The 14,598-nt window shown below is 72.1% G+C and carries 13 protein-coding genes; 6 read left to right on the top strand and 7 right to left on the bottom strand.

Features of this window, described 5'->3' with window-relative positions:
* Positions 1-160: 160 nt before the first annotated feature.
* The gene (locus PX701_RS10880) at positions 161-1,375 is read right to left on the bottom strand and encodes a PucR family transcriptional regulator (protein WP_231432068.1); all 1,215 of its coding nucleotides are present in this window, start codon (positions 1,373-1,375) and stop codon (positions 161-163) included.
* Positions 1,376-1,548: 173 nt separating this feature from the next.
* On the opposite strand from PX701_RS10880, the gene PX701_RS10875 reads away from it, so the two are divergent.
* Together PX701_RS10875 and PX701_RS10870 are read left to right on the top strand one after the other, a co-directional pair.
* Positions 1,549-3,270: an MDR family MFS transporter gene (locus PX701_RS10875; protein ID WP_255680021.1), complete on the top strand. Its 1,722-nt coding sequence runs from the start codon at positions 1,549-1,551 to the stop codon at positions 3,268-3,270.
* Between the two features lie 10 nt (positions 3,271-3,280).
* Complete coding sequence (locus PX701_RS10870; protein ID WP_231432069.1) at positions 3,281-3,718, top strand: MarR family winged helix-turn-helix transcriptional regulator; 438 nt, start codon at positions 3,281-3,283, stop codon at positions 3,716-3,718.
* A 130-nt stretch (positions 3,719-3,848) separates the two neighbouring features.
* On the opposite strand, the gene PX701_RS10865 is transcribed toward PX701_RS10870, so the two are convergent.
* From PX701_RS10865 to PX701_RS10855, 3 genes are all read right to left on the bottom strand, one after another.
* A complete protein-coding gene (locus PX701_RS10865; protein ID WP_275506278.1) occupies positions 3,849-5,693 on the bottom strand; it encodes a Xaa-Pro dipeptidyl-peptidase in 1,845 nt (614 codons plus the stop codon).
* A gap of 247 nt (positions 5,694-5,940) precedes the next feature.
* Positions 5,941-7,530 (bottom strand): sensor histidine kinase, encoded by a 1,590-nt coding sequence (locus PX701_RS10860; protein WP_231432071.1) that lies wholly within the window; start codon positions 7,528-7,530, stop codon positions 5,941-5,943.
* Positions 7,527-8,273 carry a response regulator transcription factor gene (locus PX701_RS10855; RefSeq protein ID WP_231432072.1) on the bottom strand — a complete coding sequence of 249 codons (747 nt, stop codon included), beginning with the start codon at positions 8,271-8,273 and terminating at the stop codon, positions 7,527-7,529. Before PX701_RS10855 ends, PX701_RS10860 begins: the two co-directional genes overlap by 4 nt.
* A 163-nt stretch (positions 8,274-8,436) precedes the next feature.
* Here PX701_RS10855 and PX701_RS10850 point away from each other — a divergent pair, with 163 nt between their 5' ends.
* From PX701_RS10850 to PX701_RS10835, 4 genes are all read left to right on the top strand, one after another.
* Positions 8,437-9,951, top strand: a complete 1,515-nt coding sequence (locus PX701_RS10850) for an ABC transporter permease (protein WP_231432073.1) — start codon at positions 8,437-8,439, stop codon at positions 9,949-9,951.
* Positions 9,952-10,043: 92 nt separating this feature from the next.
* Positions 10,044-10,709: an ABC transporter ATP-binding protein gene (locus PX701_RS10845; RefSeq protein ID WP_231432396.1), complete on the top strand. Its 666-nt coding sequence runs from the start codon at positions 10,044-10,046 to the stop codon at positions 10,707-10,709.
* 110 nt (positions 10,710-10,819) lie between these two features.
* Entirely contained in the window at positions 10,820-11,527 is a 708-nt protein-coding gene (locus tag PX701_RS10840) for an amidase domain-containing protein (protein WP_231432074.1), read from the top strand.
* 59 nt (positions 11,528-11,586) lie between these two features.
* The gene (locus PX701_RS10835; protein ID WP_275506277.1) at positions 11,587-12,291 is read left to right on the top strand and encodes an amidase domain-containing protein; all 705 of its coding nucleotides are present in this window, start codon (positions 11,587-11,589) and stop codon (positions 12,289-12,291) included.
* A 26-nt stretch (positions 12,292-12,317) separates the two neighbouring features.
* Here PX701_RS10835 and PX701_RS10830 read toward each other — a convergent pair whose 3' ends face one another.
* The 3 genes from PX701_RS10830 to PX701_RS10820 are packed head-to-tail and all read right to left on the bottom strand — an operon-like array spanning position 12,318 to position 14,502.
* Positions 12,318-12,614: a Dabb family protein gene (locus tag PX701_RS10830; RefSeq protein WP_231432076.1), complete on the bottom strand. Its 297-nt coding sequence runs from the start codon at positions 12,612-12,614 to the stop codon at positions 12,318-12,320.
* An 8-nt stretch (positions 12,615-12,622) separates the two neighbouring features.
* Positions 12,623-13,636 (bottom strand): sugar phosphate isomerase/epimerase family protein, encoded by a 1,014-nt coding sequence (locus tag PX701_RS10825; RefSeq protein WP_231432077.1) that lies wholly within the window; start codon positions 13,634-13,636, stop codon positions 12,623-12,625.
* Complete coding sequence (locus PX701_RS10820; protein WP_275506276.1) at positions 13,633-14,502, bottom strand: sugar phosphate isomerase/epimerase family protein; 870 nt, start codon at positions 14,500-14,502, stop codon at positions 13,633-13,635. The genes PX701_RS10825 and PX701_RS10820 overlap by 4 nt, the downstream gene beginning before the upstream one ends.
* Positions 14,503-14,598 lie beyond the last annotated feature (96 nt).

Raw genomic sequence — 14,598 nt, 5'->3', positions numbered from 1 at the left:
GCCGGCCTTCAGCCCGTGCTGGATCCGCCGCGTGCCCGTTCTTGCCCGTGTCAGGTGACTCACAGCCTAGGAACCCCTCGGCGCCCGGTCATCGATCAACTGTCGAGCAACCACGAGCTCCGGTGCGACGATCGTCGTACGAGACCGGAGACGGATCCCGTCAGGCCGTGAGGTTCGGCTCGATGGCCGCCGCGACCTCGATGCGGCGCAGGAGCAGCGCGAGATGGAGCCCGAGGTGCTCGAGCCCGTCGTGCAGGTCGATGCCGAGGATGCGCTCGACGCGGGCGAGCCGGTGGTAGACCGTCGCCCGGTGCACGTTCAGCCGTCCCGCGACGTCGCGGAGCCGACCTCCGTGCCGGAAGTACGCCTCGAGCGTCTCGAGGAGCACGTCTCCGTCGCGCTCATCGAGAAGGCTCGCGAGCCCGGTCGAGAAGTCCGCCGAGCGCACGCCCAGCGCGGCCGCGGACTGCAGGCCGCGGTACACGCCGAGCTCGTCCCAGGCGACGGCGGGCCCCCGCAGTCGGAAGGCCGTGGCGATCGCGAGCGCGCGCTGCGCCTCGCGGTGGCTCCGGGCCGAGTCGGGCAGGTGCACGACGGCGCCGCCGATCGCGACGAGCGGGTCGCCCAGGGGGCCGCCGCCGCGCGCAGCGGCCGACCGCAGTCGCTCGACGACGGCGTCCACGGCCGGGTGCAGCCGCCCGCCGTCGTCCGGCACGATGAGCACCACGCCGCCGGCGGTCACGAGGGTGAGCGGGCCGAGGTCCGCGAGCGCCCGGCGGATGCGGCGCTCGGCAGCCTCGAGGTCCTCGCGGCTGAGCGCGCCGGGATCGCGGGTGGTCAGGAGGTAGGCGCGGAGGGCGCCCGAGGCGTCGATGTCGCCCGACGCGACCAGCTCGTCGGCCGCGAGGAGGCGCTCGCGCGCCTCGCCCATGAGAAGCACGCGAGTGCGCTCCGCCCTGCGGGCCGACTCGTCGTCGCGCAACGAGAGCACGCGGGCCCATTCCTCGGCCAGGCGCACGGCGAGCTCACCGGCTCGAGCGACCTCCTCCGGCGACATCGCGTCGGGCTCCTCGATGAGCCAGAGATGCGCGCGCGCACCGTCCTGGGTGCGGATCGGGACGTAGAGCCGCTGCAGCATGCCGAGGCCGGGATTGCGCGGCACGTGCATGGCCTCCTCGGAGCGGTAGACCCCGAGTCCCGCGAGCCAGGAATGCACGCCCGGACCGGCGTGGTGCTCGAGGATCGAGCGGCGCCGCACCTCGTCGATGACCTCGGACTGCGGGCTGAAGGCGACGACGCGATACCGGCCGTCCTCGAGGAGCGCCGGCCGGCCGAGTTCGCGGGCGATGAGATTGACGAGCTGACTGACGGTCACCGGCTGCCTCCGAGGTGCACCGCGCAGGGGGATTCCCACGGGGGTACGCGACGCATCTGGGATCTCAGGATACCGGCCGGATCCTGAGGAATAGTTGACCTGAGTCGATAGTTGATAACGATCAACGAAATGTATATAGTTGACCGTGATCAACTTTCTGTGAGGATCTCCCCTTGACTGCAACACTCCCGAACGACACCGAGGCGCAGCGCTCGCCGCGCGAGGTGTTCACGGCCCTCTCGGGCCTCATCATGGGCATGTTCGTCGCCGTGCTCTCGGGCACGGTCGTCTCGACCTCGATGCCCGTCATCATCGCCGACCTCGGCGGCGACCAGGCTGCCTACACCTGGGTCATCACGGCGAGCCTGCTCGCCACCGCCGTCTCGACCCCGATCTGGGGCAAGCTCGCCGACCTCGTCGACCGCAAGATGCTGCTGCAGCTCGCGCTCGGCCTCTTCGTCGCGGGCACCGTCATCGCCGGCTTCTCGCAGGACACGGGCATGCTCATCGCCGTGCGCGTCGTACAGGGCCTCGGCGCCGGCGGCCTGATGTCGCTCGTCATGATCGCCGTCGCGCTCATCATCTCGCCGCGCGAGCGCGGCAAGTACATGGGTGTCGTCGGCGGCATCATGGCGCTCGCCACGATCGGCGGGCCGCTGCTCGGCGGCGTCATCACCGACGCGTTCGGCTGGCGCGCCAACTTCTTCATCGGCGTGCCCTTCGCCGTGCTCGCGATCATCCTCATCCAGCGCACGCTGCACCTGCCGAAGCCGAACCGCGAGCGGGTCAAGATCGACTACCTCGGCGCCATCCTGCTCACCGTCGGCGTCTCGCTGCTGCTCATCTGGGTGTCGATGGGCGGCAACCAGTTCGACTGGGACTCGGTCGAGAGCTTCGTCGTCATCGGCATCTCCGCCGCCGCGATCATCGGCTTCGTCATCGCCGAGTTCTTCGTCGAGGAGCCCATCGTGCCGATGAGCCTCTTCGCGAACCGCACCTTCACCCTCGCCGTGATCGCGTCGATCTCGGTCGGCGTCGCGATGTTCGCGACGAGCGTCTTCCTCGCGCAGTACTTCCAGCTGGCGCGCGGCGCCACCCCGACCGAGTCGGGCCTCATGACCATCCCGATGATCGTCGGCCAGATGGGCGCCTCGATCGGCATCGGCGCGCTCGTGAGCCGCTTCGGCAAGTGGAAGGGCTGGATGCTGCTCGGCTCCGTGCTCGTGACCGCCGGCGTGACCGCCATGGCGACCCTGCAGTACGACACCGAGTTCGCGCTCGTCTCGGTCTACATGTTCGTGCTCGGCGCCGGCCTCGGCATGGTCATGCAGAACCTGACCCTGATCGTGCAGAACGACACGCCCGCCTCGCAGCTCGGCGCCGCGAGCTCGAACGTGAACTTCTTCCGCTCGATCGCCGGCACCATCGGCGTGACGGTCATGGGCTCGGTGCTCGCCACCCAGGTGACGACGCACATCACGAGCAGCCTCGCGAAGTTCACGCCGACCTCGCCCGACGAGATCGATGCGCTCAAGTCGCTCGCGACCGGCGACCTGCCCAAGGTCTCGGAGCTGCCCGACACGATCCGCGTGATCGTGGAGAGCTCGTACGGCCAGGGCATCGCCGACGTGTTCATCATCGCGATCCCCCTCGCCGTGCTGAGCCTCATCGCGATCGCGTTCCTGCCGAACAAGCCGCTGTCGACGAAGAATGCCGCGCAGACCCTCGCCGAGGAGGCGGAGCAGGTCGCCATCGACCTCGCCGAGGCCGAGATCGGCGCGCCGGTCACCTCGTCGCTGCAGGTCGTCGAGGGCTCGGATGCCGCGACCGGCGCCGACCGCGAGGCATCCGCCCGCTCGTCGGCGACGGCCACAGCGCAGGAGGCGCGCAAGTAGCATGATCGCCATGACCTCCCCCTCCCTCGACGAGGCCATCGCCCGCGTCGAAGAGCAACTCGGCCTCGTCTTCAACCGTGCCCGCACGGTCTGGAAGGAGGCGGCGCAGCAGATCCACCCCGAGCTGAACCCGGCCGGGTACAAGCTGCTCTCGACGATCGTGCGACTGGGCTCGTCGAACGCGCATCAGCTCGCGGAGCTCTTCGACATGGACAAGAGCGTCGTGAGCCGCCAGGTGCGCATCCTCGAGGAGGACGGGCTGGTCGTGAGCCGCCCCGACGAGCGAGACGGCCGGGTGCGGGTGCTCGAGCCCACCCCGTTCGCGGTCGAGCGGGTCGCGGCCCTGCGGGTGAAGAACCAGGCACGGCTCCACGAAGCGCTCAGCGAGCGCTCCGTGTCCGAGCTCGAGACCTTCGCCGAGATGCTGAAGGTGCTGTCGGAGGCCTGAGCCTCCGGGCGGACCTCCCCCCGCCGCCCGGACCGCGCCGGACGGACTCCCCCGCCGTTCCGGCCGCGACGAAGGAGCGTATCGAGACCCGCCGGGGTCCCGATACGCTCCTTCTGCGTCTCCGTCGCGCTCAGCCCGCGTGCAGCGACGCCTGCAGGGCCTCCATGCCGCCGACGAGCGGCAGGTGCACGGTCGACTTCGACGGGTCGAGCGTGAGCGTCGTGCCCGGCGCCGGGCGCACCGTGTACTCCTGGTCGCTCGAGAGCACGACGACGCCGATCTGCGAGCCCGCCGAGAACACGTAGTCCTTCGGCTGCAGGTCGAACGCGAAGTCGTACGCCACCCCGGGAGCGACGGGCGTCGTCACCGCGTCGGAGTCGCGGTTCTCGACGTCCATCCAGCCCCGCGTGATGATCTTCGGGGCTCCCGTCAGCGGGTACTCGACGAGGAGGGCGGTGAGGTTCGCCTTCGGCCGGTCGACCGCGATCCGCAGCGAGACCGTCGGCGTGCCCGAGAGCCGCAGCGGCTCGCCGAGCGCCGCCGTGCGGTACGCGAGCCGGTTCGGCGACGATGCGGCGGCGGCCAGGTCGGCGGCGCGGATGCCCGCGTCGTCGACGAGGTCCTCGGTCGCCTTCGATCCGTTGCGCGACGCGGCGAGCGCGCCGACGCCGTCGGCCTCGACGGCGGGCGCGAGCTTGAGCTTCACGTCCTCCGTCGCCGGGTCGGGCCACTCGGGGTACTCGGTGAGGGTGCGGTCCTCGCGTACGACGTACGCCTTCGGCAACTGCTCGACGCCGTTCTCGACGTCGTACAGGTACCGCGTGAACCAGCGGTTGAGCAGCGTGTCGTTCGGGTTGCCGCCGTGGCCGCCCTGGTGCAGGTAGATCTGGTGCGGCACGCCGTTCGCCTTGAGCTCCTCGTAGAGCGCGGAGGCGTTCTTCGTCATGACGTTCCAGTCGTTGAGCCCGTGCGCGACGAGGGTCGCCGCGCTGATGCGGTCGGCGTTCGCGAGGTAGTTCCGCTCCTCCCAGAACGCGCTGCGGTCGCCGGTCGCGCGGTCCTGGTTCGCCCGCAGCTCGTCGATGACCGGCTGGCAGATCTCCTGGTCGAACCGGGTGTACACATAGTCGGCGAGCACGTCGAGGTCCTCGCCCTGGTATCCGCCCGGTGCGCGGACCGCGCCGTTCGCGCGGTAGTAGTCGTACCAGTCGGAGATCGCCGAGACGGGCACGATCGCGTCGAGTCCCTCGACGCCCGTCGACGCGACGCCGATCGGCAGCGTGCCGTTGTACGACGTTCCGATCATGCCGACGCTGCCGGTCGTCCAGTCGGCCGCGACCTCGGTTGCGCGGTCGGGCTTCGTGTACGCCTTCGCGCGGCCGTTCAGCCAGTCGACGACGGCCTTGCCGGCGAGCGACTCGTTCACCCCGCCCGAGGTGGGGCAGCCCTCCGACCAGCCGCTGCCGAAGCCCTCGGCGTGCACGACGGCGAAGCCGCGGGGCACCCACGTGTTCTCGAGCGAGCGAGAGATGGTCGGGCTCGTGCGGTTCGTCGGCTGGTACGCGGGCCACGGGTCCTTCGTCGAGGGCGGGTCTCCGATCTCGTGGTCGACCGACCAGTTCGTCACCTGCGAGCCGCCTGCGTAGTACGGGCTCAGCTCCATGATGACCGGCACGTCGAGGCCGTCGGTCTCGGTCTCGGGCACTCGGCTGACGTCGATGTGCACGAGGTCGGGCCGCCCGTCGCGGTCTGAGTCGACCTCGCTCTCGACCCAGGCCTCCTCGTTGACCCACTCGGCCGAGTTCTTCGTGAAGACGGCTTGCGAGAGTCCGTCGACGAAGGTCGGATCAGTCGGGTCGGGGCTCGCGTACGCGGGCGAGGCGGCCGCGAGGCCGGCGCCGGCGATCACGGCGGTGAGCAGGGCTGCGGTGCGGATGGTGCGTCGTCGTGCGGTGGTGGGTACCGCTGAAGACATGCGGATGCTCCTTCGGTCATGCCGGGGCCACGGCCTCCACCCGCGTCTCTGCGCGGTGCCACGACCCCGTGGCTCCTCCACACGCTAGGGGTGGGGGCGCGCGACACGCCAGAGATGGTCGGATGTCTGTCCGGCGGCCGCACCCGTCGCCTCCGGTCCTCGTGTCGCGACGGGCGCGTTCGCACGACACCCGTCGCACGGCGCCCGCACGCCGTGTTCCGGTGAGGACTGCGGTCGTTCGATCGGGCTACGACGCGGGCGTCGCCCCGGCGAGCGGCAGATCGACCGTGAAGACCGTGCGGCCGGGCTTCGACTCGACCGACACCGTGCCGTGCTGCGCCTCGACCACCGCGCGCACGATCGCGAGCCCGAGGCCGGTCGACCCGGCGCGGCGCGAGCGCGAGGCATCCCCTCGTGCGAAGCGCTCGAACAGGCGGTCGCGCAGCCCCTCGTCGATGCCTGGGCCGTCGTCGGCGATCTGGAGCCTCGCGCGCCCGTCGACCTCGGTGAGGGTCGCCGACACGGCGGTGCCGGCGGGCGTGTGCACGCGCGCGTTCGCGAGCAGGTTGGCCAGCACCTGGCGCAGTCGTGCGTCGTCGCCCGAGACCTCGACGGGCGACTCCCCCGCGTCGACCGACCAGTCGTGATCGGGTCCTGCGGCCTGGGCGTCGCCGACGGCGTCGACGACGATCGCCCGCAGGTCGACGGTCGAGTGCACGAGTTCGCGCCCCTCGTCGAGCCGGGCGAGCAGCAGCAGGTCCTCGACGAGCTCGGTCATGCGCACCGACTCCGACTCGATGCGCGAGAGCGCATGCATCACGTCCTCGGGCAGCTGGCCGCCGTGCAGCCGCGTGAGCTCGGCGTACCCGCGGATCGATGCGAGCGGCGTGCGCAGCTCGTGCGAGGCGTCGGCGACGAAGCGGCGCACCTTCTGCTCGCTCTGCTCGCGCGCCGTCAGGGCGGATGCCACGTGCCCCAGCATGCGGTTGAAGGCGGCGCCGAGCCGGCCGACCTCGGTGCGCTCGTCGCCGACGTCGACCCGCTCGGCGAGCGCGACGTCGCCGCGGTCGAGCGGCAGTTCCGACACTCGCTGGGCGGTCTCGGTGACGCGCGCGAGCGGGCTGAGGGCACGGGTGACGATGAGCGAGCCGAGCGCGAGCGCGGCGGCGAGCCCCGCGAGCGCGACGATCGTGATCGTGATCGCGAGCTGCGAGGTCGCGGCGCCGACCTCGGCGAGGGGCAGTGCGAGGACGATCGAGACGCCGTCCCACTCGGCCTCCTCGACGGCGAGCGCACGGTAGTCGCCGTACTCGCCGACCTTGATCGAATGGGGCTGCCCGTCGGCCGGCACCGCCGCGAGGGCGTTCGCCACGTGGTCGGGAAGGTCGAGCACGCGACCGCCCTCGGTGATGTAGCCGGCCCGTGCCTCGCCCTCGCGCGGCACGAGGGCGGCGAGCGTGCCGGCCTCCTGGCCGGGAACGTTCAGCACGAGTCCCGGTGCGGCGTCGGGGTCGCCGGGGAACCCGGGCGGCTGCCCGGCGATGGCGACGTTCGCGCGCGAGATCGCCGAGTCGAGGTTCGCGTCGAGCCGGGCGACCGACGAGCTGTGGAACACCGCGACGCTCACGACGCCGACGACGGCGCTCACCGCGACGAGCAGCGATGCGACGATGACGAGGAGCCGGCGACGCAGGGTCCAGGGGCGGCGGTGCGCGGCATCCGCGTCGTTCGTCGCCGTGTCGTCGCCCTGGCCGGCCGACCCGCCGGCGCCGTGGTCGCGGGCGGTGGCCTCCCGGCGAGCCGCCGCCGCGTATCCGGGATCGCCGGGGCGCGTCATCCCGCCGCCTTCAGCATGTAGCCGGCGCCGCGAACCGTGTGGATCATGGGTGCCCGGCCCGCGTCGATCTTCTTGCGCAGGTACGAGATGTAGAGCTCGACCACCGTCTCCTTGCCGCCGAAGTCGTACGACCACACGCGATCGAGGATCTGCGCCTTCGAGAGCACGCGGCGGGGATTGCGCATGAGGTAGCGCAGCAGCTCGAACTCGGTCGCGGTGAGCTCGATCGGCTCTCCCGCGCGGGCGACCTCGTAGGAGTCCTCGTCGAGGGTGAGGTCGCCGACGGTCAGCACCGGGTCCTTCGCCTGCGCGAGGGTGAGCGTCGAGCGGCGGATGAGCCCGCGCAGCCGGGCGACGACCTCTTCGAGGCTGAACGGCTTCGTGACGTAGTCGTCGCCGCCCGCGGTGAGCCCGGCGATGCGGTCGTCGAGCGAGTCCTTCGCGGTGAGGAACAGCACGGGGGTCTCGGTGCCGTCGGCGCGCACCCGCTGCAGCACCTCGAGCCCGTCGATGTCGGGCAGCATGATGTCGAGCACGATCGCATCGGGACGGAACTCGCGCGCGATCCGCACGGCGCTCTGGCCGTCGGCGGCGGTGCGCACGTCCCAGCCCTCGTACTTGAGCGCCATCCTGAGCAGCTCGGTGAGCGAGTGCTCGTCGTCGACGACGAGCACCCGCACCATCGACCCGTCGCCCTTGGCGATCGCGGGGGCACGGTGCGGGGCGGCGGGCGTCGAGCTCATGGTTCCAGTATCCGCACCGAGCTATGCGATTCCTATGGCTCGCCTGTGCGATTCCGGATGCCTCGGCCCCGGCCGATGCATGGCCGACGCATAGCGGCGCCAAAGCGACGCCACAGCGCGCGCTCCTAGCGTCGGTCCCGACCCCATCGACGAGAGGACCCCCATGTTCTTCACCTACCTCCGGCGCGAGCTCGCGGGCCGCCGCAGGCAGACCGCGATCATCGCGATCGGCATGGCGCTCGCCATCGCCCTCGTCATGATCGTGAACGCCGTCTCGACGGGCGTGCGCGATGCGCAGGCCCAGGTGCTGCAGTCGGTCTACGGCGTCGGCACCGACCTCACGGTGACGGCGACCCCCGCCGCACCCGGCGAGGGCGACGGGCCGCAGCGCTTCGAGTTCGGCGCCGACGACGGCGAGACCGCCGACGGCTCGACCTCGATCAGCCAGTCGCGCCTCACCTCGGGCCCGGGCTCGCAGACATTCGACGCGTCGTCGCTCGACACCGTGCAGGGCCTCGGCGGCGTCTCGGCGGCCGCGGCGACGCTCGCGCTCGAGAACGTCACGTTCTCGGGCGAGCTGCCCGACTTCTCGGCGCAGCAGGACGGCACCGACCGGGTGGCACCGGGCGACGGCACCGGCGAGCAGCCCCCGCAGGGCGGGTTCGACGGCGCCGGCGGCAGCGCCTTCGACGTCGACCGGGTCAGCGTGCTCGGCGTCGATCCGGCCGGCGCCGCGGTCGGCCCGCTGTCGTCGGTCGAACTGGCCGACGGCCGCGGCCTCGAGTCGGGCGACACCGGTCAGGCCGTCGTCGTGCTCGACGCGACCTACGCGACGAGCGCCGAACTCGCGGTCGGCGACACGATCGACCTCGGGGGCACGGACTTCGAGGTGGTCGGCACGGTCGCCTCGACGTCGGCCGACGCGACGACCGCGTCGAACGCGTACATCCCGCTCGACCTCGCCCAGTCGATCTCGGGCCAGGACGGCATGATCAGCGACCTCTACGTGCAGGCGGACTCGTCGGATCGGATCGACGCCGTGCAGGCCGAGATCGAGGAGGCGCTGCCCGACGCCACGGTGTCGACGCAGGCCGACCTCGCCTCGCAGGTCTCGGGATCGCTGTCGACCGCGTCGAGCCTCATCTCGAACCTCGGCCTGTGGGTCTCGCTCGCCGTGCTGGTCGCCGCGTTCCTCATCGCGATCCTCTTCACGATCCAGGGGGTCACCCGGCGCACCCGCGAGTTCGGCACGCTCAAGGCGATCGGCTGGCGAAACGGCCGGATCGTCGGGCAGGTCGCGGGCGAGTCGCTCGTGCAGGGCCTCATCGGCGGGGCCGCGGGCCTCGTCATCGGCCTCGCCGGCATCTGGATCGTGAACCTCATGGGGCTCACGCTCGGGGGCAGCGCCGGCGGCATCACGGCCGGCGGCCCGGGCGGTGCGGCGATGCAGGGGGCGGATGCCTCGGGCGCGATGCCCGGCGGCATGGCCGGCGGCCCGTTCGGCGCCGCCGCGGCGACCCAGACGACCACCGAGGTCGTGCTGAACGCGCCGGTGACGGTGGGCGTCATCGCGATCGCGATCGGCCTCGCCGTGCTCGGGGGCCTCGCCGCCGGCGCGATCGGCGGCTGGCGGGCCTCGCGCCTGCGCCCGGCGGAAGCGCTGCGGAGCGTCGCATGACCGCCGTCGAGACCGGGGCCGTGCACGCCGCCGGCGCCGAGGCATCCACCGAAACCGGGCCGGCGACGCCCGCCCGACCGAAGGGAACCCACATGTACGTGCTCGAGAACGTCACGAAGCAGTACGCCGGCAAGCGCACGGTCACCGCGCTGAAGGACGTCAGCCTCGAGATCGCGGCCGGCCAGATGGTCGCGATCCAGGGGCCGACGGGCGGCGGCAAGTCCACGCTGCTGCAGATGCTCGGCGCGCTCGACCGGCCGACCTCCGGCCGGGTGCGGCTCGGCGAGTCCGACATCTCGCACCTGCCCGACGCGAAGCTCGCCCGGGTTCGCGCGAAGGAGGTGGGCTTCGTCTTCCAGGGGTTCAACCTCATTCCGACGCTCACGGCGCAGGAGAACGTCGAGACCGCCCTCGAGCCGCTCGGCGTGCCGGGGCCGGAGCGGCGCCGGCGCGCCGCCGAGGCGCTCGCCGCCGTGGGGCTCGCCGACCGCGCGACGCACGTGCCCGGTGAGCTCTCGGGCGGGCAGCAGCAGCGGGTCGCGATCGCCCGCGCCCTGGTGAAGGAGCCCGACGTGCTGCTCGCCGACGAGCCGACGGGCGCGCTCGACGAGGAGACCCGCGACGAGATCCTGGGCCTGCTCGAGGGGCTGTGGCGCGACCGCGGGCTCACGCTCGTCATCGTCACGCACGACTCGGCCGTCGCGCGGCGGGCCGAGCGGCGCCTGCACATCAAGCACGGCACGGTCACCGAGCGCTGATGCGACGTCCGTCGAAGCGCGGATGCCTCGCCGGGAGCACTCCCGGCGAGGCGTCCGCGCACTCGTCCGTTCGGATGGAACGCGGAGGAAGACCGCCTACGGTCGAATCGATGTCGCAGCCACCGCACCCCCGCGCCCTCCCCCGCCGAGCCGTGCTGATCGGCGGCGGCGTCGCCGCCGTCGCGGCCACCGGCGGCGCCCTCGCCTGGCTCTTCGGGCAGTCGCCCGCCCCCTCGGCCGCGTCGGCCGACTCGATCGACGCCGCGACCGCCCGGCCGACGCCGGGCGCCGACGCGAGGGCCGACTCGACGGTCGCCGCGGCCGCGGTGAGCCCCGCGGTCGCGGCCCAGCTCGCCTACCTGCGCGCCCACTGGCAGGACACGTCGAGCGAGGAGTTCGGCTACATCGACGAGAACGACTGCGTGAACTTCGCGAGCCAGGGGCTGCTCGCCCGCGGCTGGACCGAGGACGACGAGTGGTGGTACTCGGCCGACGGCGACCCGTGGGCCTCGAGCGACGCCTGGATCAGCTCGACCGTGCTGCGCGACTACCTCGAGCTGCACCCCGAGCGGGCGACCGCCCTCGACGACACGCAACGTTCCCTCGTGAAGCCCGGCGACCTCGTGCAGTTCGACTGGGACGGCACCGGCGACCGCGATCACACGGGCACCGTGACGGCCGTCGTCGTCGGCGCCGACGGCGCGGTCTCGATCGAGTACGCCGGCCACACCGACGCCACCTGGGACCGCACGGTCGACGAGGCGATCACCGAGATCCATCCCGGCGGCGTCGCGTACTACTGGAGCATCCCCGAGTAGCGCCCGACGATGCGCGTGCCCTCCGGCCGACCGTCGACGCACGACGTAGCGTGGAACCGATGAGCCAGCCGACCCCGCGACCCTCTCCCGGCGTGTACCTGCGCCGGCGCCTCGTCGTGGGCGGCGCGCTGCTCGTCGCCGTCGGGCTCGTCGTGTGGCTCGTCGTGGCGATCGTGACCGCGGCGGTCGCCGCCGCCACGCCGCCCGGCCCGACCGGGCCGGGAACGCAGGGCGGCCACGGCAGCCGTCCGAACGCGGCGGCGCTCGAGCTCGACCCCGAGCTGCCGGCCCCCGTGCTGCGCCAGCTCGAGTACGTGCGCGAGCACTGGGACGGCGCGAACGAGCAGTACGGCGTGCTCGGCGACGACGACTGCGTGAACTTCGCCTCGCAGTCGCTCGTCGAGCGCGGCTGGCAGCCCGACGTCGAGTGGTGGTACTCGGCGGACGGCGACCCGTACGCCTCGAGCGACGCGTGGCGATCGTCGACCGTGTTCCGCGACTACCTCGCGGCGCACCCCGAGCGGGCGACGCCGCTCTCCGACGCGCAGCGAGCGAAGGTGAAGCCCGGCGACATCGTGCAGTTCGACTGGGACGCCTCGGGCGATCGCGACCACACCGCCATCGTCACGGCCGTCATCGAGGACGAGGACGGCGACGTGCACGTCTACTACGCGGGGCACACCGACGCGACGTGGGATCGGTCGGTCGACGACCACCCGAAGCACCCCGAGACGAAGGTGTACTTCTGGAGCGTGACGGGCTGACGCCCGCCGGCGGTCGCGACCGCCGGTCAGGCCGGTTCGAAATCGAACTCCTGGAAGTCGGCGACCTCGGGCACCCAGCGCTCCTCCACGAAGCCGACGTGAGCGGGATGGCGGTTGTAGGCGTCATACGCCGCGGCATCCGCGAACACCATGCGGAACTGGTGGGTGAACGGGCTCCCGGGGCTGACCTGACGCATGACCGCGAAGCCCGTCACCCCGGGGATCGCCGTCAGCGTGTCGCGGCCGGCGCGCAGGAACGCCGACTCCTCGTCGGAGCCGGCCTCGTGCACGAGGCGGAAGACGACGGTGTGCTCGATCGGCATGCGAGCCCCTACTGGTTCGAGAACGCCGCGTCGAACGAGGCGGTCGGGCGCGGGAAGAGCTTCGAGCGGATGAACCCGACCGCCTCGGCGGCACCGTGCAGCCGGTCCATGCCGGCGTCCTCCCACTCGACCGAGATCGGGCCCGTGTAGCCGATCGCGTCGAGCGCGCGGAACGCGTCCTCCCACGGCACGTCGCCGTGCCCCGTCGAGACGAAGTCCCAGCCGCGCCGCGGGTCGCCCCACGGCAGGTGCGAGCCGAGGATTCCCGGCCGGCCGGTCGCGGGCCGCATCCTCGTGTCCTTGCAGTCGACGTGGTAGATCCGGTCCTGGAAGTCCCAGATGAAGCCGACGGGGTCGATGCCCTGCCACATCATGTGCGAGGGGTCCCAGTTGAAGCCGAACGCGGCGCGGCGGTCGATCGCCTCGAGCGTGCGCACGCTCGTCCAGTAGTCGTAGGCGATCTCGGAGGGGTGGACCTCGTGGGCGAAGCGCACGCCCTCGGCGTCGAACACGTCGAGGATGGGGTTCCAGCGGTTCGCGAAGTCCTCGTAGCCGGCGTCGATGACGCTCGCCGGCACGGGCGGGAACATGGCCACGTACGGCCAGATCGCCGAGCCCGTGAACCCGACGACGGTGTCGACGCCGAGCGCGCGGGCGACCCGCGCCGCCCGCTTCATGTCGTCGGCGGCACGCTGCCGCACCCCCTCGGGGTCGCCGTCGCCCCACGTGTACGGGCGCACGATCGCCTCGTGGCGGAAGTCGATCGGATCGTCGCAGACGGCCTGGCCCGTCAGGTGGTTCGAGATCGCGTGGACCTCGAGCCCGTGCCGCTTCAGGATCTCCTGCCGCTCGGCGAGGTAACCCGGCTCCTCCTCCGCCAGCTTCAGGTCGAGGTGGTCGCCCGAGCAGGCGATCTCGAGCCCGTCGTAGCCCCAATCGGCGGCGAGGCGCGCCACCTCGGCGAACGGCAGGTCGGCCCACTGGCCGGTGAACAGCGTGACGGGATGGGTTGCGGCGGTCATGCGGGGTACCTTTCGTCGTTCAGGGCGGTCAGGTAGCGGATGCTTCGTGCCGCCAGCTCGTCCTGCGAGGGCGCGAGCGGCCGCCAGACCGAGGCGGCCACCGCGATCGTGGCGTTCTCGCCCGTGAAGCTCTCGAGCCCGAGCGCCCCGGCGTACCCGACCTCGTCGAGTGCGTCGAGGAACGCCGGCCAGTCGAGGTGGTCGTCGCCGACGGCGCCGCGGTCGTTGCCGCAGACCTGCACGTAGGCGAGGTTCGGGCCGGCCGCACGGATCGCGTCGCCGATCGACTTCTCCTCGATGTTGAGGTGGTAGCTGTCGAGCGCGAGCCCGAGGCCGGGGCCGAGCAGCGGCCCGAGCGCCTCGAGCGCCTGCTCGACCGTGTTCACGAGGCTCGTCTCGTACCGGTTGAGCGGTTCGATCGCGAGCCGGATGCCACGAGCCTCGGCCTGTCGCACGAGCGGCGCGAGCGCCGTGCGGAGCTCGCGGTACCGGGCCTCGCGCTCCTCGGCGTCCATGCGCCAGGCGCGGCCGGTGGCCGCGGTGAAGGGGCCGGCCACGACCGGGGAGCCGAGGCGCTCGGCGACGCCGAGGCAGTGCACGAGGTAGTTCTGGGTCGCCACGATCTCGGAGCCGGGCGCGGCGACGAGGTTGCGGCCGGGGCCCATCGCCCCGATCACGATCGGGGCGAGGCGGTGCTCGCGCAGGATCTCCACCGCGGCATCCGCCGACCAGTCGCCGGGGTTCTCGACCGGCAGCTCGATCGCCCCGAAGCCGAGCGCCGCCGCCTTCGCGGCGAGCGCGGGCAGGTTCTCGTCGGTGAGGGGCGAAGCCCACACCCAGGTGTTCACGCCGATGGTGCGGCGCATGCTGCCTCCTTGCAGAACTCCGTCGGTCGAGTAGGGAGCGAAGCGAGCGTATCGAGACCCGCCGCCGGTCGACGAGCGCAGCGTATCGAGACCACG

It is taken from the genome of Agromyces chromiiresistens (assembly GCF_029167465.1).
In the GTDB taxonomy this organism is placed as follows: domain Bacteria; phylum Actinomycetota; class Actinomycetes; order Actinomycetales; family Microbacteriaceae; genus Agromyces; species Agromyces chromiiresistens.
This window is presented reverse-complemented; position numbering and strand designations above follow the sequence as displayed.